The organism is Pseudomonas sp. R76 (assembly GCF_009834565.1).
In the GTDB taxonomy this organism is placed as follows: Bacteria; Pseudomonadota; Gammaproteobacteria; order Pseudomonadales; family Pseudomonadaceae; genus Aquipseudomonas.
Genome location: NZ_CP019428.1, coordinates 2,241,448 through 2,261,975 on the forward strand (window position 1 = coordinate 2,241,448; position 20,528 = coordinate 2,261,975).

A 20,528-nucleotide genomic window follows, 5' to 3' on the forward strand; every position below is an offset into this window, starting at 1 on the left:
AGTAGGGCGTTGGGTGCTCCTTACTTAAGTTTTCTGGCCGTGAACTGCCAGGCTTTTACCGCGATCAGTGCCAGAAGCGCTCCACACGCGCCACTCAACAGACCCAGCTTCAGGCGGGCCCAAGGGCCGAATTGGCAGGCCTCTTGAGGCGTGCCGGTCGGCGCGATGCACACTTCAGGGAACATCATCTGCCAGGCATGAGGCCAGCCAATGATCAACATGAACCCTATGGCAAACAGCACGCATACCTGGCTGCGGGAGGTGTTTTTGAATGCCGTGCGGAGGACGAAGAGAAACAGGACCAGGCCAAACGATAACAGCGCCGGGGTTAGCATTTCTTCGTAGAAAACCTGCTCAAGTAATTGTGAGTAAGGGTCCATGTCATCTCTCCGGGAACGCAGGGTGACGCCGTTGGTGGCTTGGCGGAGCCCGCAGATTGCGCTTTGGTTGCTGACCTGCAATAGGCGACGTTGTCTTAAAGGGTTGTAGGGGGGTTCCGTAGTTGGAAGATTGGCATTCGCCAGAAACATAGATACGATGCTAATCATTGGCTTGCTATCTATGTGTCCGCCGCATGAAGCTTTCCACGTTTCAACTGCCTGATTTCTGGCAAGCCACTCTGGCGCCCTCGCGTACCGATCTGCTGTTTGCCTTGCGCAACCTGATCGCTGGCGGGGTCGCTTTGTATCTGGCCTTTTGCTTCGATTTGCAGCAGCCGCAATGGGCGCTGACCACGGTGTTTATCGTCGCTCAATCCACCAGCGGTATGGTCTTGGCCAAGGGCGCTTATCGCTTGCTGGGCACCTTTGTGGGCGCTGTGGCGTCCATCGTCATGATCGGCGCGTTCGGCCAGGCGCCTTTATTGTTCTTGCTGTGCATGGCGCTGTGGCTGGCGTTTTGCACCACGGGCGCGTCGCTGCTGCGCAATCACGCCTCCTATGGTTTTGTGCTGGCGGGCTACACCACGGCCATTATCGCGTTGCCCGCAACCGCCGCACCGCTGGGCGTGTTTGATGAGGCGGTGGCGCGCTGCCAGGAAATCAGCCTGGGGATCCTTTGCGCGACTATCGCCAGCACGATTTTATGGCCGCGCCGGGTCGAGCAGACCCTGGCGGCTCAAGGACGTGCCGCCTGGCAGGCGGGAATGCGCGCAGCGGCGTCGGAGTTGCTGGGCACGGATCAGCGCAAGGGCTTGCTGGAGGCGTTCGGCCGGTTAGTCGCGGTGGATGCGCAGCGCGATCATGCATGGTTTGAAGGCCCAAAGGGGCGCCGCCGCTCCCAGGCATTGCGCGTGCTCAGTCGGGATTTGCTCGGGTTGTTGCGCGCGGCGCGAGGCGTGGCGCGGCAACGGATGATGCTGGATGACACGACGCTCGTGGCACCTTGGGTGGATGAGGTGGCCGACACGTTGCAACAAGAGCGGCACGCGGCGCTGCCTGAACTCTCGCGTCGCCTCCGGTTGGCGCTGCAAGCCCCACGCTTGAGTGCCGAGGTGCACTTTTGCCTGGTGCAACTGGCTGAGGTTATAAGGCTGGTTGACCTCGGGGCGCTAACCCTCGCCGCCGTCGAAGCGGGCAGGGTGCCACCCGGCGCTCCGGGGGTAATGTCCTGGCATCGGGACATCGAGCGGGGCGTACTCGGTGGGTTGCGCAGTGCGCTGGCCTTTCTGGCGGTTGCAGCCCTCTGGATATTCACCGCCTGGCCATCGGGCTTGGGCGCGGTGTCGATCAGTGGCGTGGTACTGAGCCTGTTTGCCGCGCGGGAAAACCCCTCGGCCGCCAGCGTGAATTTTCTCAAGGGCATTGCGCTGTCGATCCCGGTGGCCGGTTTTGTGCGCTTTGCCTTGCTGCCCGGCTTTGATGGTTTTCCGTTGCTCTGCCTGGCGCTGGGTGTGCCGCTGTTTTTCGCTTCGCTGTGTATGAGCCGGATGACACTGGCGGCCACCGCGTCGGCGTTCTGCATCTTCTTCGTCAATAACGTCGGGCCGAGCAACCTGATGACGTACGACATCGCCACGTTTCTGAACAAGGCCATCGCCACGCTGGTGGGTGTCGGGATTGCGGTGGTGGTGTTTCGCCTGATCCCGCTCAACCCCGGCGAGCACCACTATCGGCGGATGTTCAAGGCTTCTTTGTTTGACTTGGCACAGCTGACGTCGCGACCGTTGGAACAAGCTGAAAGCTGGTTTGGCGGGCGCATGGCCGATCGTTTGATTCGCCTGTCGCGCTATAGCGAAGCCTTGCCTGCCGGCCGCCGCCATTGGGACAACGGCTTGCTGGGGCTGGACCTGGGCGATGAATTGCTGGAATTGCGCGCGAGCCTAGCCCGCAGCGAGGGTTCGCTGGTGGTTGAGCGTGACGGGTATTTGCGACAGTTGGCGGCGGCGCTCAAGCACGGTGGGCCGAGCGCGGCAAATGCCGCTTTGCTGGATGCGCCAAGTGCGGCGTTGCTGGAAGCGCTTGAGCAGCCAACAGGGTTGGCGGAGCAGGAGCGTGAGATGGCCAGGGCGGCAGTTCTGCAGTTGCGGTTTACGTGGCAGAAGTGGTGTCAAAGAGGCAGTGCATTGAGCGTCGGGTTGTAAGGGCCGAAATACTCAGTAGGCAATTAAGAGCTGATTCGTTTCAGGTACAAATTTAAGGCTGTTTAAGATTAATCCTACGGTTCGGTTTTTCAGGCATTTATAGGATGAGTCGCGCTGCTTCATGTGAAGTGGCACGATAAAAATGGATCGTTAAGGGGTTAAGGATGAACTGGTGTTTTCAAGCGATAAAAAACTATGCCAAGTTCAGTGGGCGAGCCTGTAGACGCGAGTACTGGGCGTTTGCATTGATGGATATAATGATCGTTTGGGGTGCTATTTTAGTTGCGTACCTGGCAAATGTTTCTTCGAGTCCGTGGTTTATCGTCCCATTTGGTTTTTACGTGTTATTCATGATCCCCCCTGCGGTGTCGGTGACATTCCGCAGGCTTCATGATGTAAACGTCACGGGGGCATATGCACTTTGGTTTTTGATACCTGTTGTTGGTTTTATAATGGTGTCCATCCAGTTGTTCACTCAAGGCGATAAAGGGGAGAACGATTACGGTGAGCCTCCTAGTAAAAGCATTAGCTGAGTAAGTAATTGAAATCAGCGCAATAAAAAAGGCCATTCAATCGAATGGCCTTTTTTGTAGGCGTTTACTCGGCAATCTGCAACTTGCGCGATTCGGTATAGATATACCGCACCTTCTCATACTCAAACGGCGAGTTCATCTGGCCGTAGCGGAAGCTGGTCTGGTAGCGCTTGTCGACGGCGCGCAGGGCCCAGATTTCCGGGTGGTTTTCGCTGACTTTGGACACGTTGAGGAAGTTGATCTCGGTTTCTGCGCCGTAGTCGACGATCAGGCCGGTGGTGTCGCGCAGGTTCGACGGGCCGAAGATCGGCAGTACCAGGTAGGCGCCGCCGGGCACGCCGTAGAAGCCCAGGGTCTGGCCGAAGTCTTCGCTCTGGCGCGGCAGGCCCATGGCGGTGGCCGGGTCCCACAGGCCGGCGATGCCGATGGTGGTGTTGAGCAGCAGGCGCCCGGTGGTTTCCAGGGAGCGGTGGCCCTTGAGTTGCAGCAGGCTGTTCAACAGGTTGGGCACATCGCCCAGGTTGTTGAAGAAGTTGCTCACGCCGGTGCGCAGGAAGCTCGGCGTCACGTAGCGGTAGCCGTCAACCACTGGCAGGAACACCCATTGGTCGAAGCGGTAGTTGAAGTGATACACGCGGCGGTTCCACGATTCCAGCGGGTCATACACGTTGAGCGCAGTCAGCGATGAACGCTCGAACTCACGCTGGTCCAGGCCCGGGTTGAACTTGAGCTTGGTCAGCGGTTCCTTGAAACCATCGGAATCTATTTTGACCGGCTCATGCGCCTTGCTGTTGTCGGCATTGGCGACGCCCGCGCACATCAGGGCGGCGAGCAGCAGAAGATATTTAGCCACGGAAGAACTCCAGCATGGCGTCGGCGTTGACGCGGTAATTGAGGTTGCCGCAGTGGCCGCCCAGCGGGTAGACGGTCAAGCGATCGCCGAAGGTTTTACGCAGGAAACCGAGGTCGCCAGGGCCGAGGATCACGTCGTCAGCGTTGTGCATCACCGCGATTTTCGGGCTGGTGTGCAGGTAGTCTTTGAGCGCGTACAAGCTGACCTGGTCGACCAGTTGCAGCAGGCTGCCGCCGTCGGAGCGCGCGCGCCACATCGGGATCACTTGTTCGGTGAGGTAGCAGTCGAAGTCGCATTGCAGTGCACGCTTGAGGAACGGCGTGAGGCTGGTGCCTTCGGTGATCGGGTATTTGGGCGGGATGATCAGGCCGCGACGGTTGATCAGGTCCGAGGTGAACGCAATGTCGGCCGCCGAGAAGCGGAACGAAGTGCCGATCAGCATCGCCATCTGTTCATTGGACAGGTGCTGCTTGGAGTTCTGGAAGTCGTAGAGCAGGGCGTCGTTGAGGTCGATGTAGCCCTTTTGCTGGAAGTAGCGGGTCAGCTTGCTCAGCACCAGTTCATAGAAAGTGGTGGTGTTGTTGATGCCCTTGACCTCGGTCTGCACCAGCTTGTCGAGGTTGGTGATCGAGGTATAGAGGTTGACCGGCGGGTTGAGCAGCAGCACTTTCTTGAAGTTGAAGCTGCGACGGGTCTCGTCGAGCTTGCTCACAAATGCCGCATCCAGGGCGCCGAGGCTGTAGCCAGTGAGGTAAAAGTCGGTCACCGGCAGCGAGGCGTTCTGCGCGCGCACAGCCTGCATGACGCGGTACATGTCCTCGGCGTCTTCCTGGGTGATCCCAGGCGTTGCGAAGCGCGAGGCGGCGCTGATGAAGTCGAAGCTGGTTGGCGACGACAGTTGCACCACGTGGTAGCCGGCCTGGTAATAGAGCTTTTTCAGGTACTCGTTGATGCTGCTGTCAAACCGCGCACCGGTGCCGGCGATCAGGAAGATCAGCGGCGCGGCGTGGTCTTGCTTGGCGATGCGGTAAGTGAGTTTCTTCACCGCCCAGAAGTTGTCGGGCAGGCTGAATTCGCGCTCGGGGCGCATGTTCAGGGTGTAGTCGGACTGGTTGATCTCGTCGTTGGTCGGCAATTTGGGCCGAAGGTCAGGCGGAGTGGTGGCGATGGTCGCTTCGAACGGGTTGGTCAAAGGGTAGCCATACGTGGCCTGGTCGATATCGACGGCCAGTGCTGACGCACTCAAAAATAGGCTGCCCAGCAAGGCAGCACAGCGCAAGGAACGGAGCATGACTTAATCCCTAAGAGGAAACGTGCTGATAGATTCGCAGGCTATGACCACCGCTCCATCACCGAAGTGCCAGCATTCGGCACGAAAAGTCGGAAAAACAAGTCGGAATCGGGGTAATAGTAGCCAGAAGATACACTTTGCGACCCTTGGTTGAACAGTTATCTGCGTACACACCTTGCTAACGGCAGCCGGGGCATTAAGCTGAGCGCCGTTTTTGCCTATCGGAGTGCCTTATGTCCCGCCGCTTGCCGTTGATTCTGCTGCTTATTGCCCTGCCGTTATGGCTGGCCGCCAGTTATGGCGCCCGCTACGGTTTTATGGAGGACGGCCGCTGGGTGGGAATCTGCGTCGATGAGGCCAGCCGCTGGGAATGCCAACTGCGCTCGAACCTGGGGCTGATGATTCATTTCAAGGTGCTGGGCTGGGCGGCGTTGGGCACGTCGGTGCTGGCGTTTTTTGTGCCGGGCCGCGCGGGGTGGGGCTTGGCGGTGTTGGGGATGGTGTTTGGGTTGCCGGCATTGGCGCTGTACAACACCACATTTGCGGTGTTTGCGGTGGTGATTGCGGGGTTGCGGTTGGTCAGGAAGCCTCGGGCTGTCTGATAGGGCCTCTTCGCGAGCAAGCCCGCTCCCACAATTGACCGATTACATCCTTTGAAATGCGGCCGAATGTGGGAGCTGGCTTGCCTGCGATAGCGCCGCTAAGCCTTACGCACCCTCAAACAACGCCACAAAGCTCCAACCATCAACACACTGACCACCGCCCAACCCCACGCCTGCTGGTTAAGCAAACCTTCGCGATACAGCTGCGGTGCAATCCCGGCACCGATAATGAAGGCCAGCAACGCAATCTCCCGACGCGGCCCGGTCACCGGGCGAACCAGGTACACAAGCGCCGGCAGCACCAGTGCCGCGCTCGGGAAGCTGCGATAACGCGGGTCGAACACCAGCGCCAGCATCATCACCGCGCCGGCAAACCCGGCGATTGCCACCAGCCAGCCTGCGCGTTGCTCCAGCCAGTTGAACGCGCGCTCGCGCCAACCTTCTCGTGCGCCAAGGGCCAGCGCGGCATGGGCCAGCACCAGGAGGTTCAACACCACCAGCAAGGCTGCCCATACCCATTCATCGTTGAAGCGTGCGGTGACGCGAGTCAGTTCGGCCCAGGTGCCGATGGAGCAGGCTGCTACGGCGCCGAGCAGTGGCAGCAGGACCGCGGCGCGAGTGCTGCGAACACGGCCACCGAGGGCCAAGGTACCCAACAGGATAATCCCGCCTACGCCCAACCACAGTGGCCAGTACGGCACGTTGCTCACCGGCCCGGCAAGAATGCCCTTGTCCTGGCGATCGGCATCAAACAGGCCCCAGTAACCGCCAACTGCGCCTTCACTGGCGCGTTTCCACGGCTGGTCAAAGGCTTCGATCAGGTTGTAGCGCCAGCCATTGGCTTCGGCCATGGCCACGAAACCGCGCATGAACTTGGCTTCGTTAACCCGGCTCGGCACGGCCGTTTCGCGCTGGCGACCTTCGCTGGGCCAGCCGGTCTCGCCGATCAGCACATCTTTAGGCGCGAACTTGTTGCCGAAGGTCTGGCGCACATCACCGACGTGCTTGAGCGCCTGGTCGATGCCCGACGGGTCATCTTCCCAGTACGGCAGCAGGTGAATGGTCAGGAAGTCCACCGCCGGGGCGATTTCCGGGTGTTGCAGCCAGAACTCCCACACGTCGGCATAGGTGACCGGCTGCTTGATCTGGCTTTTGACTTTATGAATGAGCGTCACCAACTGCTTGGCGGTGACTTCCTTGCGCAGCAGGGCTTCGTTGCCGACGATCACCGAGGTAACCACGTCGGGGTTGGCGTTGGCCGCCGCGATCAGCTCGTCGATTTCTTTTTCAGTGGCCACCGGGTCGCTGCTGACCCAGGCACCGGCCATCAACTTCAGCCCGTGCTTGCGCGCCATGCCGGGCAGGGCTTCCAGGCCGGTCATGGAGTAGGTGCGAATGCAGTCGAAGCGGGTGGCCAGCAGCGCCAGGTCGGCGTCCATGCGCTCGGGGCGCAGGGTGAACGGCTGGTCGAAGGGTGATTGGTCCTTGTCGAACGGCGTGTAGGACGCACATTGCATTTTGTGGCTGGCGCTGGCGACGTCCGGCAATACCACCGGCCGGCCGAGGCCGTACCAATAGCCGACAAGGGCCAGCACACCGAGGATCAAGGCGAAACAATAGGGCAGGGCAGGGAAGCGTGCAGTCGCGGGCATGGTCGGCTTATCTGGAGGAGCAAAGGCGCGCATCTTACCCGGAATTAGCCCGTCCCAGTGGGGCTGCATAATTTAGACATGCAAAGTTCGGGCGGGATTTTGCAGCGATATCCTACAAATCGCCCTGCTGGCGATGTGATGTCGTTTCTTGCTTACCTGAGGTCGCAGTCAGAGCAGGTCCAAGGCCCCGGCAGGTTGATGATCGAAGTGTCAGCACACCACTGATGTCTGGGCCGCCGGATCGATGCGCGTGAAGGGGGCGCGGTGCACCACATAACAACAGGTTGACGTCGCTCGGCATCCGCCGGGCGCAGCACTTTCGGGGAAGTACTATGAAGATGCGACGACTCTTGGGCGCAGCTGCCACTCTGGTAGTTGCGATGAGCTCCACACTGGCCAGCGCCGACAGCAAAACCCTGAGCATCGGCTATGTGGACGGCTGGTCCGACAGCGTTGCCACCACCCACGTGGCGGCAGAAGTGATCAAGGAAAAGCTCGGTTACGACGTGAAACTGCAAGCCGTCGCCACCGGGATCATGTGGCAGGGTGTAGCCACCGGCAAGCTCGACGCCATGCTCTCGGCCTGGCTGCCCGTGACCCACGGTGAGTACTGGGCCAAGAACAAGGACAAGGTGGTCGACTACGGCCCCAACTTCAAGGATGCCAAAATTGGCCTGATCGTGCCGGAGTACGTTAAAGCCAAGTCCATCGAAGACCTCAAGACCGACACCACCTTCAAGAACAAGATTGTCGGCATCGATGCCGGTTCAGGCGTGATGCTCAAGACCGACGAGGCGATCAAGGCCTATGGCCTGGACTACAAGCTGCAAGCCAGTTCGGGCGCCGCGATGATCGCCGAACTGACCCGTGCCGAAGACAAGCAGGAATCCATTGCGGTGACCGGTTGGGTGCCACACTGGATGTTCGCCAAGTGGAAACTGCGTTTCCTCGACGATCCAAAAGGGATTTATGGTGCTGCTGAAACCGTCAACAGCATCGGCAGCAAGGGCCTGGAGAAGAAAGCGCCGGAAGTCGCCGCTTTCCTGAAGAAATTCCAGTGGGCCTCCAAGGACGAAATCGGCGAAGTCATGCTCGCAATCCAGGAAGGTGCCAAGCCTGACGCAGCGGCCAAGGACTGGGTTGCCAAGCACCCTGAGCGTGTGGCCGAGTGGACTGCCAAATAAAGCACTAACTCTTTAGAAGCCCCACCACCACCCTAATGTGGGAGCGGGCTTGCCCGCGAAGGCGGTGTGTCAGTCAGCCCATGTATTGACTGATGCACCGCCTTCGCGAGCAAGCCCGCTCCCACATTTTTTTGCCTGCATTCGAGCTGTTGTTTATTTGTTGACTTAAAAACTTGCGAAGTGGCTATCTCGTTCTACTACTAAGGTCGTCTGGAACCTGTTCCGCAGCCGCATACAGTGGATATGTTCCAAAATAATAAAAAGCTGTGCTGCGAGGATAAAAACAATGAACGACAGCATTTACCTCTCGATTCAAAACAGCCCGCGTTTCAAGGAGCTGGTGAGAAAAAGGGAAAGGTTCGCCTGGATTCTCTCGGCGATCATGCTAGGGCTTTACTCCGCTTTCATTCTTCTGATTGCTTATGGGCCGCAAATACTGGGGGCCAAGATCAGTCCCGGTTCGTCCATCACCTGGGGAATCCCGATTGGGGTTGGGCTGATTGTTTCGGCCTTTGTCCTGACTGCGATTTACGTACGACGCGCCAACGGCGAATTTGACGACCTGAACAATGCGATTCTCAAGGAGGCTGCGCAATGATCCGTCGTCTATTGGCTGTACTCGGCGCTTCGGTCTTTGCGCCTGCCGTTTGGGCGGCGGAAGCATTGACCGGCGAAGTGCATAAACAACCGCTGAATATCCCTGCGATCCTGATGTTCGTCGCTTTCGTTGGCGCGACCTTGTGCATCACCTACTGGGCATCCAAGCGCAACAAATCGGCGGCCGACTACTATGCGGCCGGCGGCAAGATCACCGGTTTCCAGAACGGCCTGGCGATTGCTGGCGACTACATGTCGGCGGCGTCCTTCCTGGGGATTTCCGCGCTGGTGTTCACCTCCGGCTACGATGGCCTGATCTACTCGATCGGCTTCCTGGTGGGCTGGCCGATCATTCTGTTCCTGATCGCCGAGCGCCTGCGTAACCTGGGCAAGTACACCTTTGCCGACGTGGCGTCCTATCGCCTGGGGCAAACCCAGATCCGCAGCCTGTCGGCGTGTGGCTCGCTGGTGGTGGTGGCGTTCTACCTGATCGCGCAGATGGTCGGTGCGGGCAAGTTGATCCAGCTGCTGTTCGGCCTGGATTACCACGTTGCGGTGATCCTGGTGGGGATCCTGATGTGCATGTACGTGTTGTTCGGCGGCATGCTCGCGACCACTTGGGTGCAGATCATCAAGGCCGTGCTGTTGCTGTCCGGTGCCTCGTTCATGGCGCTGATGGTGATGAAGCACGTCAACTTCGACTTCAACACGCTGTTCTCCGAAGCGATCAAGGTTCACCCTAAAGGTGAAGCGATCATGAGCCCGGGTGGCCTGGTAAAAGACCCGATCTCGGCATTCTCCTTAGGGCTTGCGCTGATGTTCGGTACGGCCGGCCTGCCGCACATCCTGATGCGCTTCTTCACCGTAAGCGACGCCAAGGAAGCGCGTAAGAGCGTGTTGTATGCCACCGGCTTCATCGGCTACTTCTACATCCTGACCTTTATCATCGGCTTTGGCGCGATCCTGCTGGTCAGCACCAACCCGGCGTTCAAGGACGCGGCAGGCGCCCTGCTGGGCGGTAACAACATGGCGGCGGTGCACCTGGCCAACGCGGTGGGCGGCAGCATCTTCCTGGGCTTCATCTCGGCTGTGGCCTTTGCCACCATCCTGGCGGTGGTTGCCGGTTTGACCCTGGCCGGTGCGTCGGCGGTGTCCCATGACCTGTACGCCAGCGTGATCAAGAAAGGCAAGGCCAACGAAAAGGATGAGATTCGCGTGTCGAAGATCACCACCGTAGCCTTGGGTGTATTGGCCATCGGCCTGGGTATCCTGTTCGAAAGCCAGAACATCGCGTTCATGGTGGGCCTGGCGTTCTCCATTGCTGCCAGCTGTAACTTCCCGGTGCTGCTGCTTTCCATGTACTGGAAAAACCTCACCACCCGTGGCGCCATGATTGGCGGCTGGCTGGGCTTGATCAGTGCCGTAGGCCTGATGATCCTTGGCCCAACCATCTGGGTGTCGATCCTGCACCATGAAAAAGCCATCTTCCCGTACGAATACCCGGCGTTGTTCTCGATGATCATCGCGTTCGTGGGTATCTGGTTCTTCTCCATCACCGACAAGTCGGCGGCGGCAGAGAAAGAGCGTGCGCTGTACTTCCCGCAGTTTGTGCGTTCGCAGACTGGCCTGGGGGCGAGTGGGGCGGTGAATCACTAAACGTTGTAACAGCTACAAAAAAATGCCCCGGTCGCGAGATCGGGGCATTTTTTTGCTTTTATTGGTAACGGATTTCACAAAACTGTTTCTCAAATCCTGCACCAATAAAACTGCCTTGATCGTTCCCACGCTCTGCGTGGGAATGTGAACCCGGACGCTCCGCGTCCTGCTGACAACGCCAGTCTCAAGCCTTGCGCGGGGTGACGCGGAGCGTCACAGGAGGCATTCCCACGCGGAGCGTGGGAACGATCATCAGAAACAAATAAGGCCTCCAGAGGAGGCCTTATTCGGTGCAACCAAGCGCTTGATGGCTTACTTGCGATCTTCCAGCTTGGTGATGTCACGCGACTCGTAGCCGGTGTACAGCTGGCGCGGGCGGCCAATCTTGTACGGGCTGGAGAGCATTTCTTTCCAGTGGGAGATCCAGCCCACGGTCCGCGCCAGGGCGAAGATCACGGTGAACATGCTGGTTGGAATGCCGATCGCCTTGAGGATGATCCCCGAGTAGAAGTCGACGTTCGGGTACAGCGAGCGTTCGATGAAGTACGGGTCGGTCAGGGCGATCTCTTCCAGGCGCATGGCCAGTTCGAGTTGCGGATCGTTCTTGATGCCCAGTTCCTTCAACACTTCGTCGCAGGTCTGCTTCATGACGGTAGCGCGTGGGTCGCGGTTCTTGTAAACGCGGTGACCGAAGCCCATCAACTTGAACGGATCGTTCTTGTCCTTGGCCTTGGCGATGAACGTGTCGATGTTCGAGACATCGCCGATTTCATCCAGCATGGTCAGCACGGCTTCGTTCGCACCGCCGTGGGCAGGGCCCCAGAGTGCGGCGATACCGGCGGCGATACAGGCGAACGGGTTGGCACCCGAAGAGCCGGCCAGACGCACGGTAGAGGTGGAGGCGTTTTGCTCGTGGTCGGCGTGGAGGATGAAGATCCGGTCCATGGCCTTGGCAAGCGTCGGGCTGATCGGTTTGATCTCGCACGGGGTGTTGAACATCATGTGCAGGAAGTTTTCCGCGTACGTCAGGTCGTTGCGCGGGTACATCATGGGTTGGCCCATGGAGTACTTGTAAACCATTGCGGCCAGGGTTGGCATCTTGGCAACCAGGCGGATCGCGGAGATTTCGCGATGCTGCGGGTTATTGATGTCCAGGGAGTCGTGATAGAAGGCCGACAGGGCGCCGACCACACCGCACATGACGGCCATCGGGTGGGCGTCGCGGCGGAAGCCGTTGAAGAAGGTCTTCAACTGCTCGTGAACCATGGTGTGGTTCTTTACGGTGCTGACGAACTGGGCTTTTTGCTCGGCTGTTGGCAATTCGCCATTTAGCAGCAGGTAGCAGGTTTCCAGGTAGTCCGACTTTTCAGCCAGTTGCTCGATCGGGTAGCCCCGGTGCAGCAGGATGCCATTGTCGCCGTCGATATAGGTGATCTTCGACTCGCAAGAGGCGGTCGACATGAAGCCTGGGTCGAAAGTGAAACGGCCCGTGGCCGTCAGGCCCCGTACGTCGATAACATCGGGACCAACGGTGCCGGTTAAAATGGGCAGCTCGACGGGGGCTGCGCCCTCGATGATCAACTGCGCTTTTTTGTCAGCCATGTGGCCTCCTATTTATGCTTCAAATCATCAGACAGACCCCCCACGCAGGGCCCGCACCACTATATTGATATAAATCCAGATGTCAATTTGCCTAAAGTCTTGCTCCAGAAGGCTTTAACCAGACTTTTTCGTCGAAATTGACTGCCATTTACGCCTTTTATCCCGCCAACGCAATCAGCTATTAGGGTGAGGAGCGCGCGTTGTCATTAGTAACCTAACTGTCTATACTCGGCCACCGACCGCCAAGGGCTTTTGGGCTTGCTTTAATTGGGGGTCGCACTCCCTGGGTGGTGCTTACCTGACCAGTGCACTCCCCAACAACTTTGCCCTGATTGTTAGGGGCTCTTCAGTGTGAAAAAAAGCCGTGAATAGCCAACGACCTGTAAACCTAGACCTAAGGACCATCAAACTCCCCATCACCGGCGTTACGTCGTTCCTGCACCGTGTTTCCGGCATCATCCTGTTCCTGGGCTTGGGCATCATGCTTTATGCATTGAGCAAATCCCTGGGTTCCGAGGAAGGATACGCCGAGGTGAAGGCATGCTTGACCAGCCCGCTGGCCAAGTTCGTAGCATGGGGCCTCCTGTCCGCTCTGCTTTATCACCTGGTAGCCGGTGTGCGCCACTTGATCATGGATGCGGGTATCGGTGAGACGCTGGAAGGCGGCCGCCTGGGCTCGAAAATCATCATCGCCATTTCCGTGGTGCTGATCGTTCTGGCAGGAGTTTGGATATGGTAACCAGCGTTACGAACCTTTCGCGTTCGGGCCTCTATGACTGGATGGCGCAGCGTGTGTCTGCGGTCGTTCTCGCGGCTTATTTCATTTTCCTGATCGGATACCTCGTCGCAAACCCCGGCATTGGCTATGAGCAATGGCACGGGTTGTTTTCCCACAATGCGATGCGAATCTTCAGTCTGCTGGCACTTGTTGCCCTGGGCGCACACGCCTGGGTCGGCATGTGGACCATCGCGACTGACTACCTGACGCCGATGGCGCTGGGCAAGTCCGCGACTGCAGTACGTTTCCTCTTCCAGGCAGTATGCGGCGTCGCGATGTTCGCTTACTTCGTCTGGGGTGTGCAGATTCTTTGGGGTATCTGATTCATGGCTAACATTCCAACTATTTCCTTCGACGCCATCATTATTGGTGGCGGCGGTGCTGGCATGCGCGCAGCGCTGCAGCTGGCCCAGGGCGGTCACAAGACTGCCGTGATCACCAAGGTGTTCCCGACGCGTTCCCACACCGTTTCGGCCCAGGGTGGCATCACCTGCGCCATCGCGTCCGCCGACCCGAACGATGACTGGCGCTGGCACATGTACGATACCGTCAAGGGTTCCGACTACATCGGTGACCAGGACGCTATCGAATACATGTGTCAAGAAGGCCCGGCCGCCGTGTTCGAGCTGGACCACATGGGTCTGCCGTTCTCGCGTACCGAGCAAGGTCGTATCTACCAGCGTCCATTCGGCGGCCAGTCGAAGGATTACGGTAAAGGTGGCCAGGCTGCCCGTACCTGCGCTGCGTCCGACCGTACCGGTCACGCGCTGCTGCACACGCTTTACCAGGGCAACCTGAAAGCCGGCACCACGTTCCTGAACGAGTACTACGCAGTTGACCTAGTGAAGAACGCCGACGGCGCCTTTGTCGGTGTGATCGCGATCTGCATCGAAACCGGTGAAACCACCTACATCCGCGCCAAGGCTACCGTTCTGGCCACCGGCGGTGCAGGCCGTATCTACGCGTCCACCACCAACGCCCTGATCAACACCGGTGACGGCGTCGGCATGGCCCTGCGTGCAGGCGTGCCGGTACAAGACATCGAGATGTGGCAGTTCCACCCAACCGGCATCGCCGGCGCCGGTGTACTGGTTACTGAAGGTTGCCGTGGTGAAGGTGGTTACCTGATCAACAAGCACGGCGAGCGTTTCATGGAGCGTTATGCTCCGAACGCGAAAGACCTGGCGGGTCGTGACGTTGTTGCCCGTTCGATGGTTAAAGAAATCATCGCCGGCAACGGCTGTGGCCCGAATGGCGACCACGTACTGCTGAAACTCGATCACCTCGGTGAAGAAGTCCTGCACAGCCGCCTGCCGGGTATCTGTGAGCTGTCCAAGACCTTCGCTCACGTTGACCCGGTAGTTGCTCCAGTTCCGGTTGTTCCAACTTGCCACTATATGATGGGCGGCGTGCCGACCAACATTCATGGCCAGGCGATCACTCAGAACGCCGAAGGCGTGGACGAGATCATCCACGGTCTGTTTGCAGTAGGCGAAGTGGCCTGCGTATCGGTTCACGGCGCCAACCGTCTGGGCGGCAACTCGCTGCTCGACCTGGTGGTATTCGGCCGCGCTGCCGGCCTGCACCTCGAGAAGGCACTGACTGACGGCATCGAATACGATGACGCCACCGACGCCAACATCGAAGCGGCCCTGGCGCGCCTGAACGCTCTGAACGAGCGCACCGATGGCGAAGACGTGGCTACCCTGCGTCGCGAGCTGCAAAGCTGCATGCAGAACTACTTCGGTGTATTCCGTACCGGCGAATACATGCAGAAGGGTATTGCCCAGCTGGCTGATCTGCGCAAGCGCATCGCCAACGTCAAGATCAACGATAAGAGCCAGGCGTTCAACACCGCTCGTATCGAAGCCCTTGAGCTGCAAAACCTGTTGGAAGTGGCTGAAGCGACGGCGATCGCCGCCGAGGTTCGTAAAGAATCCCGTGGTGCTCACGCTCGTGAAGACTTTGAAGATCGCGATGACGAAAACTGGTTGTGCCACACCCTGTACTTCCCGGGTGACAAGCGCGTAACCAAGCGTGCTGTGAACTTCTCGCCGAAGACGGTTCCGACGTTTGAACCGAAGATTCGGACTTACTAAGGGTGGCTGCCATGTTGAAAGTCAGTGTTTACCGCTACAACCCTGATCAGGACGCTGCGCCGTTCATGCAGGAATTCCAGGTCGATACCGGTGGTAAAGACTTGATGGTGCTGGATGTACTGGCACTGATCAAAGAGCAGGACGAAGGTTTCTCCTATCGTCGCTCTTGCCGTGAAGGTGTGTGCGGTTCCGACGGCATGAACATCAACGGCAAAAACGGCCTGGCGTGCATCACGCCGCTGTCCGCCGTGGTTAAAGGCAACAAGCTGATCGTTCGTCCTCTGCCAGGTTTGCCGGTTATCCGTGACCTGGTCGTCGATATGAGCATCTTCTACAAGCAATACGAGAAAGTTAAGCCGTTCCTGCAGAACGACACGCCGGCTCCGGCCATCGAGCGTCTGCAGTCCCCGGAAGAGCGTGAAAAGCTCGACGGTCTGTACGAGTGCATCCTGTGCGCTTGCTGCTCGACTTCGTGCCCGTCCTTCTGGTGGAACCCGGACAAGTTCCTGGGTCCAGCTGCCCTGCTGCAAGCGTACCGCTTCCTGGCAGACAGCCGTGACACCAAGACGTCCGAGCGTCTGGCTTCACTGGATGACCCGTTCAGCGTATTCCGCTGCCGCGGGATCATGAACTGCGTCAACGTATGTCCCAAAGGCCTGAACCCGACTAAGGCCATTGGTCACATCCGTAACATGCTGCTGCAAAGCGGCGTGTAAGCGACGTTGTAGCAAAGCAGGACCGTTGTGCCCGTAAATGCTACGGCGCAGGCTTCAACCGGCGCCGTAGTTTTAACTTGAGCAGCGACTTACAAAGCCGCGGCTCTTATTTTGAAGAAATGAGACAAGCAGGGGCATTCGGGTTGGTACCCGAACTATCAGCGTGATCCTAAGTGGCTTGTTTTGGTCGCTGCACTTGGCCTTTTGCAAGCAAACTCGGTGTTTTCGCCGGTGGTGTCCCCAAATCGAGGGTGACCAAGCATGCAAGAAAGCGTGATGCAGCGCATGTGGAACAGCGGCTATCTTTCAGGTGGTAACGCTGCCTATGTGGAAGAGCTTTATGAGCTCTACCTGCACGACCCTAACGCTGTGCCAGAAGAATGGCGCACCAAATTTCAGACGTTGTCTTCAGACGGCAACGCTGCCACCGATGTATCGCACGCAACAATTCGCGATCAGTTTGTGCTGCTGGCAAAGAACCAGCGCCGCGCCCAACCGGTTTCCGCCGGCAGCGTGAGCAGCGAGCATGAGAAGAAGCAAGTTGAAGTATTGCGACTGATCCAGGCCTACCGGATGCGTGGCCACCAGGCGGCCCAGCTTGACCCGCTGGGGCTCTGGAAGCGTCCTGCACCTGCTGACCTGTCGATCAATCATTACGGCTTGACCAATGCCGATCTTGATACGACCTTCCGTGCCGGCGACCTGTTCATCGGCAAAGAGGAAGCGAGCCTACGCGAAATTCACGAAGCGTTGCAGCAGACATATTGCCGCACCATCGGCGCTGAATTTACGCACATCACCGATTCCGAGCAGCGCCACTGGTTCCAGCATCGCCTGGAAGGCGTGCGTGGCCGTCCGGTATTGTCCGCCGATGTGCGCAGCCACCTGCTGGAGCGCGTGACCGCGGCCGAAGGCCTCGAGAAATACCTGGGCACCAAATACCCAGGCACCAAACGTTTCGGCCTGGAAGGCGGCGAAAGCCTGATTCCAATGCTCGACGAGCTGATCCAGCGTTCCGGTTCCTATGGCACCAAGGAAATCGTGATCGGCATGGCTCACCGTGGTCGCCTGAACGTGTTGGTCAACACCTTCGGCAAGAACCCGCGCGAGCTGTTCGACGAGTTCGAAGGCAAGAAGAAGGTCGAGCTGGGCTCCGGTGACGTTAAATACCACCAGGGTTTCTCGTCCAACGTGATGACCACCGGCGGTGAAGTTCACCTGGCCATGGCCTTCAACCCATCCCACCTGGAAATCGTTTCTCCAGTGGTCGAGGGTTCGGTGCGTGCTCGCCAGGATCGTCGTAACGATGCCACCGGTGAGAAAGTTCTGCCGATTTCCATCCACGGTGACGCGGCATTTGCCGGTCAAGGCGTGGTCCTGGAAACGTTCCAGATGTCGCAGACTCGCGGCTTCAAGACCGGCGGTACGGTTCACATCGTCATCAACAACCAAGTGGGCTTCACCATCAGCAACCCGCTGGACGCGCGCTCTACCGAGTACGCGACTGACGTTGCCAAGATGATCCAGGCGCCGATCCTCCATGTGAATGGCGATGATCCGGAAGCCGTGTTGTTCGTGACCCAGCTCGCCATCGACTACCGCATGCAGTTCAAGCGTGACGTGGTAATCGACCTGGTTTGCTACCGTCGTCGCGGTCACAACGAAGCGGATGAGCCTAGCGGCACCCAGCCGTTGATGTACCAGCAGATCACCAAGCAGCGCACCACCCGTGAGCTGTACGCCGAAAGCCTGATCAAGGCCGGTGTGGTTGACGATGCGCGTGTTCAGGCGAAAGTCGATGAATACCGCAACGCGCTGGACAACGGTCTGCATGTAGTAAAAAGCCTGGTTAAAGAGCCGAACAAAGAGCTGTTCGTGGACTGGCGTCCGTACCTGGGCCACGCCTGGACTGCACGTCACGACACCTCGTTCGATCTGAAAACCTTGCAGGAACTGTCTGCCAAGCTGCTGGAAATCCCGGAAGGCTTCGTGGTGCAGCGCCAGGTTGCGAAGATCTACGAAGACCGTCAGAAGATGCAAGCCGGCGGCCTGCCGATCAACTGGGGTTACGCCGAAACCATGGCGTACGCGACCCTGGCGTTCGAAGGTCACCCGATCCGCATGACCGGCCAGGACATCGGCCGTGGTACGTTCTCGCACCGTCATGCTGTGCTGCACAACCAGAAAGACGCGGGCACCTACATCCCGTTGCAGAACCTGTACGAAGGCCAGCCACGTTTCGACCTGTACGATTCGTTCCTGTCCGAAGAAGCCGTACTGGCGTTCGAATACGGCTACTCGACCACCACGCCAAACGCGCTGGTGATCTGGGAAGCCCAGTTCGGCGACTTCGCCAACGGTGCCCAGGTGGTTATCGACCAGTTCATCACCAGCGGCGAGCACAAGTGGGGCCGTCTGTGCGGTCTGACCATGTTGCTGCCACACGGTTATGAAGGTCAGGGTCCGGAGCACTCCTCGGCCCGTCTGGAGCGTTACCTGCAGCTGTGCGCCGAGCACAACATCCAGGTGTGCGTGCCGACTACCCCGGCCCAGATCTACCACTTGCTGCGTCGCCAGGTGATCCGTCCGCTGCGCAAGCCGCTGGTAGTGCTGACCCCGAAATCGCTGTTGCGTCACAAATTGGCCATCTCGACCCTGGAAGATCTGGCCGACGGTTCGTTCCAGACCGTTATTCCAGAGATCGACACCCTGGACGCGGCCAAGGTCACGCGCCTGGTCCTGTGCAGCGGCAAGGTTTACTACGACTTGCTGGAAAAACGCCGTGCCGAAGGCCGCGAAGACATCGCCATCGTGCGGATCGAGCAGCTTTACCCGTTCCCGGAAGACGACCTGATGGAGGCCATCGCGCCTTACACCAACCTCACCAACGTGGTGTGGTGTCAGGAAGAACCGATGAACCAGGGCGCTTGGTACAGCAGCCAGCATCACTTGCGTCGCAGCATCGGCAACCACAAGACAGGCCTGGGCCTTGAGTACGCCGGTCGTGATGCTTCTGCTGCACCTGCGTGTGGTTATGCGTCGATGCACGCCGAGCAGCAGGAAAAACTGCTGCAAGATGCTTTCACTGTTTAACGCCTTCGCGCTGACTGAAACCGAATTTTAAGGACCCACAGATAATGGCTATCGAAATCAAAGCCCCGTCATTCCCGGAATCGGTTGCCGATGGCACCGTTGCCACCTGGCACAAGAAACCAGGCGACGCTGTTAAGCGTGACGACCTGATCGTCGACATCGAGACCGACAAAGTCGTTCTGGAAGTGTTGGCTGAAGCTGACGGCGTACTGGGCGCAATCGTTGCCGAAGAAGGCGCTACCGTTCTGTCGAACCAGATCCTGGGTTCGATCGAAGAGGGCGGCGCTGCTGCTCCTGCTCCGGCCGCCGCCGCTGCACCGGCTGCTGCCGCTGCTGCTCCGGCCGCCGCTCCGGCTGCTGCTGGCGAAGACCCGATCGCTGCACCGGCTGCACGTCAGCTGGCTGAAGAAAACGGCATCAACCTGGCTTCCATCAAAGGCACTGGCAAAGACGGCCGTGTGACCAAGGAAGACGTGGTTGCTGCTGTTGAAGCCAAGAAGAACGCTCCAGCTGCCGCACCTGCCAAAGCTGCTGCTCCAGCTGCCGCTGCGCCTGTGTTCGCTGCCGGCGACCGCACCGAGAAGCGCGTGCCGATGACTCGCGTACGTGCCACCGTGGCCAAGCGCCTGGTTGAAGCACAGTCGAACATGGCGATGCTGACCACCTTCAACGAAGTCGACATGACCGAAGTCATGGCCCTGCGTTCGAAGTACAAGGATTTGTTCGAGAAGTCCCACAACGGCGTGCGCCTGGGCTTCATGTCGTTCTTCGTGAAAGCGGCCACCGAAGCGCTGAAACGCTTCCCGGCAGTCAACGCTTCCATCGACGGCGGCGACATCGTTTACCACGGCTATGCAGACGTCGGCGTTGCCGTGTCCAGCGACCGTGGCCTGGTAGTGCCGGTTCTGCGTAACGCCGAACTGATGAGCCTGGCTGAAATCGAAGGCGGCATCGCCGGCTTCGGCAAGAAAGCCCGTGACGGCAAGCTGACCATCGACGAGATGACCGGTGGTACCTTCACCATCACCAACGGTGGTACCTTCGGTTCGATGATGTCGACCCCGATCGTCAACCCGCCACAAGCTGCGATCCTGGGCATGCACAACATCATCCAGCGTCCGATGGCCATCAACGGCCAAGTCGTGATCCGCCCAATGATGTACCTGGCACTGTCTTACGATCACCGCCTGATCGATGGTAAAGAAGCCGTGACTTTCCTGGTGACCATCAAGAACCTGCTGGAAGACCCGGCTCGTCTGCTGCTGGATATCTGATAGAAGCAGCTGCAGGC

The 20,528-nt window shown here is 58.8% G+C and carries 17 protein-coding genes; 12 read left to right on the plus strand and 5 right to left on the minus strand.

Going from position 1 to position 20,528, the window contains the following annotated elements:
• Positions 1-20: 20 nt before the first annotated feature.
• The gene (locus PspR76_RS10290; RefSeq protein WP_159955091.1) at positions 21-548 is read right to left on the minus strand and encodes a hypothetical protein; all 528 of its coding nucleotides are present in this window, start codon (positions 546-548) and stop codon (positions 21-23) included.
• Between the two features lie 26 nt (positions 549-574).
• On the opposite strand from PspR76_RS10290, the gene PspR76_RS10295 reads away from it, so the two are divergent.
• Both PspR76_RS10295 and PspR76_RS10300 read left to right on the plus strand, forming a co-directional pair.
• Entirely contained in the window at positions 575-2,581 is a 2,007-nt protein-coding gene (locus tag PspR76_RS10295) for an FUSC family protein (RefSeq protein ID WP_159955092.1), read from the plus strand.
• A 164-nt stretch (positions 2,582-2,745) separates the two neighbouring features.
• Positions 2,746-3,114, plus strand: coding sequence for a DUF805 domain-containing protein (locus PspR76_RS10300; protein ID WP_159955093.1), 369 nt, complete (start codon positions 2,746-2,748; stop codon positions 3,112-3,114).
• Between the two features lie 64 nt (positions 3,115-3,178).
• Here the strand turns inward: PspR76_RS10300 and PspR76_RS10305 are convergent, their stop codons facing one another.
• The gene (locus PspR76_RS10305; RefSeq protein WP_159955094.1) at positions 3,179-3,967 is read right to left on the minus strand and encodes an MlaA family lipoprotein; all 789 of its coding nucleotides are present in this window, start codon (positions 3,965-3,967) and stop codon (positions 3,179-3,181) included.
• On the minus strand, positions 3,960-5,258 hold the full coding sequence (locus PspR76_RS10310; RefSeq protein WP_159955095.1) for a serine/threonine protein kinase: 1,299 nt from the start codon (positions 5,256-5,258) through the stop codon (positions 3,960-3,962). The genes PspR76_RS10305 and PspR76_RS10310 overlap by 8 nt, the downstream gene beginning before the upstream one ends.
• Before the next feature lie 233 nt (positions 5,259-5,491).
• Here PspR76_RS10310 and PspR76_RS10315 point away from each other — a divergent pair, with 233 nt between their 5' ends.
• Positions 5,492-5,860: a hypothetical protein gene (locus PspR76_RS10315; protein ID WP_159955096.1), complete on the plus strand. Its 369-nt coding sequence runs from the start codon at positions 5,492-5,494 to the stop codon at positions 5,858-5,860.
• A 98-nt stretch (positions 5,861-5,958) separates the two neighbouring features.
• Here the strand turns inward: PspR76_RS10315 and PspR76_RS10320 are convergent, their stop codons facing one another.
• The gene (locus PspR76_RS10320; RefSeq protein ID WP_159955097.1) at positions 5,959-7,512 is read right to left on the minus strand and encodes a glycoside hydrolase family 17 protein; all 1,554 of its coding nucleotides are present in this window, start codon (positions 7,510-7,512) and stop codon (positions 5,959-5,961) included.
• Between the two features lie 332 nt (positions 7,513-7,844).
• Between PspR76_RS10320 and PspR76_RS10325 the strand changes: the two genes are divergently transcribed.
• From PspR76_RS10325 to PspR76_RS10335, 3 genes are all read left to right on the plus strand, one after another.
• Complete coding sequence (locus PspR76_RS10325; RefSeq protein ID WP_145164995.1) at positions 7,845-8,696, plus strand: glycine betaine ABC transporter substrate-binding protein; 852 nt, start codon at positions 7,845-7,847, stop codon at positions 8,694-8,696.
• A gap of 286 nt (positions 8,697-8,982) precedes the next feature.
• Positions 8,983-9,294: a DUF485 domain-containing protein gene (locus tag PspR76_RS10330; protein WP_064451602.1), complete on the plus strand. Its 312-nt coding sequence runs from the start codon at positions 8,983-8,985 to the stop codon at positions 9,292-9,294.
• On the plus strand, positions 9,291-10,949 hold the full coding sequence (locus PspR76_RS10335; RefSeq protein WP_159955098.1) for a cation acetate symporter: 1,659 nt from the start codon (positions 9,291-9,293) through the stop codon (positions 10,947-10,949). Before PspR76_RS10330 ends, PspR76_RS10335 begins: the two co-directional genes overlap by 4 nt.
• Positions 10,950-11,261: 312 nt before the next feature.
• Here the strand turns inward: PspR76_RS10335 and gltA are convergent, their stop codons facing one another.
• On the minus strand, positions 11,262-12,551 hold the full coding sequence (gene gltA, locus PspR76_RS10340) for a citrate synthase (RefSeq protein WP_034118918.1): 1,290 nt from the start codon (positions 12,549-12,551) through the stop codon (positions 11,262-11,264).
• 364 nt (positions 12,552-12,915) lie between these two features.
• Here gltA and sdhC point away from each other — a divergent pair, with 364 nt between their 5' ends.
• The 6 genes from sdhC (at position 12,916) to odhB (ending at position 20,511) form a co-directional block, all read left to right on the plus strand.
• On the plus strand, positions 12,916-13,290 hold the full coding sequence (gene sdhC, locus PspR76_RS10345) for a succinate dehydrogenase, cytochrome b556 subunit (RefSeq protein ID WP_016979564.1): 375 nt from the start codon (positions 12,916-12,918) through the stop codon (positions 13,288-13,290).
• On the plus strand, positions 13,284-13,652 hold the full coding sequence (gene sdhD / locus PspR76_RS10350) for a succinate dehydrogenase, hydrophobic membrane anchor protein (RefSeq protein WP_003172805.1): 369 nt from the start codon (positions 13,284-13,286) through the stop codon (positions 13,650-13,652). The genes sdhC and sdhD overlap by 7 nt, the downstream gene beginning before the upstream one ends.
• Positions 13,653-13,655: 3 nt before the next feature.
• Positions 13,656-15,428, plus strand: a complete 1,773-nt coding sequence (gene sdhA / locus PspR76_RS10355) for a succinate dehydrogenase flavoprotein subunit (protein WP_027607057.1) — start codon at positions 13,656-13,658, stop codon at positions 15,426-15,428.
• Positions 15,429-15,439: 11 nt separating this feature from the next.
• The gene (locus tag PspR76_RS10360) at positions 15,440-16,144 is read left to right on the plus strand and encodes a succinate dehydrogenase iron-sulfur subunit (RefSeq protein ID WP_003172807.1); all 705 of its coding nucleotides are present in this window, start codon (positions 15,440-15,442) and stop codon (positions 16,142-16,144) included.
• Between the two features lie 261 nt (positions 16,145-16,405).
• Positions 16,406-19,237: a 2-oxoglutarate dehydrogenase E1 component gene (locus PspR76_RS10365; protein ID WP_159955099.1), complete on the plus strand. Its 2,832-nt coding sequence runs from the start codon at positions 16,406-16,408 to the stop codon at positions 19,235-19,237.
• A gap of 44 nt (positions 19,238-19,281) precedes the next feature.
• On the plus strand, positions 19,282-20,511 hold the full coding sequence (odhB, locus tag PspR76_RS10370; protein ID WP_159955100.1) for a 2-oxoglutarate dehydrogenase complex dihydrolipoyllysine-residue succinyltransferase: 1,230 nt from the start codon (positions 19,282-19,284) through the stop codon (positions 20,509-20,511).
• Positions 20,512-20,528: the final 17 nt, after the last annotated feature.

Bases quoted from the DNA above. Each gene is read 5' to 3' on its own strand.
- PspR76_RS10290 (WP_159955091.1), bottom strand. From the start codon at position 548: ATGATTAGCATCGTATCTATGTTTCTGGCGAATGCCAATCTTCCAACT.
- PspR76_RS10295 (WP_159955092.1), top strand. From the start codon at position 575: ATGAAGCTTTCCACGTTTCAACTGCCTGATTTCTGGCAAGCCACTCTG.
- PspR76_RS10300 (WP_159955093.1), top strand. From the start codon at position 2,746: ATGAACTGGTGTTTTCAAGCGATAAAAAACTATGCCAAGTTCAGTGGG.
- PspR76_RS10310 (WP_159955095.1), bottom strand. From the start codon at position 5,258: ATGCTCCGTTCCTTGCGCTGTGCTGCCTTGCTGGGCAGCCTATTTTTG.
- PspR76_RS10315 (WP_159955096.1), top strand. From the start codon at position 5,492: ATGTCCCGCCGCTTGCCGTTGATTCTGCTGCTTATTGCCCTGCCGTTA.
- PspR76_RS10320 (WP_159955097.1), bottom strand. From the start codon at position 7,512: ATGCCCGCGACTGCACGCTTCCCTGCCCTGCCCTATTGTTTCGCCTTG.
- PspR76_RS10325 (WP_145164995.1), top strand. From the start codon at position 7,845: ATGAAGATGCGACGACTCTTGGGCGCAGCTGCCACTCTGGTAGTTGCG.
- PspR76_RS10330 (WP_064451602.1), top strand. From the start codon at position 8,983: ATGAACGACAGCATTTACCTCTCGATTCAAAACAGCCCGCGTTTCAAG.
- PspR76_RS10335 (WP_159955098.1), top strand. From the start codon at position 9,291: ATGATCCGTCGTCTATTGGCTGTACTCGGCGCTTCGGTCTTTGCGCCT.
- gltA (WP_034118918.1), bottom strand. From the start codon at position 12,551: ATGGCTGACAAAAAAGCGCAGTTGATCATCGAGGGCGCAGCCCCCGTC.
- sdhD (WP_003172805.1), top strand. From the start codon at position 13,284: ATGGTAACCAGCGTTACGAACCTTTCGCGTTCGGGCCTCTATGACTGG.
- sdhA (WP_027607057.1), top strand. From the start codon at position 13,656: ATGGCTAACATTCCAACTATTTCCTTCGACGCCATCATTATTGGTGGC.
- PspR76_RS10360 (WP_003172807.1), top strand. From the start codon at position 15,440: ATGTTGAAAGTCAGTGTTTACCGCTACAACCCTGATCAGGACGCTGCG.
- PspR76_RS10365 (WP_159955099.1), top strand. From the start codon at position 16,406: ATGCAAGAAAGCGTGATGCAGCGCATGTGGAACAGCGGCTATCTTTCA.
- odhB (WP_159955100.1), top strand. From the start codon at position 19,282: ATGGCTATCGAAATCAAAGCCCCGTCATTCCCGGAATCGGTTGCCGAT.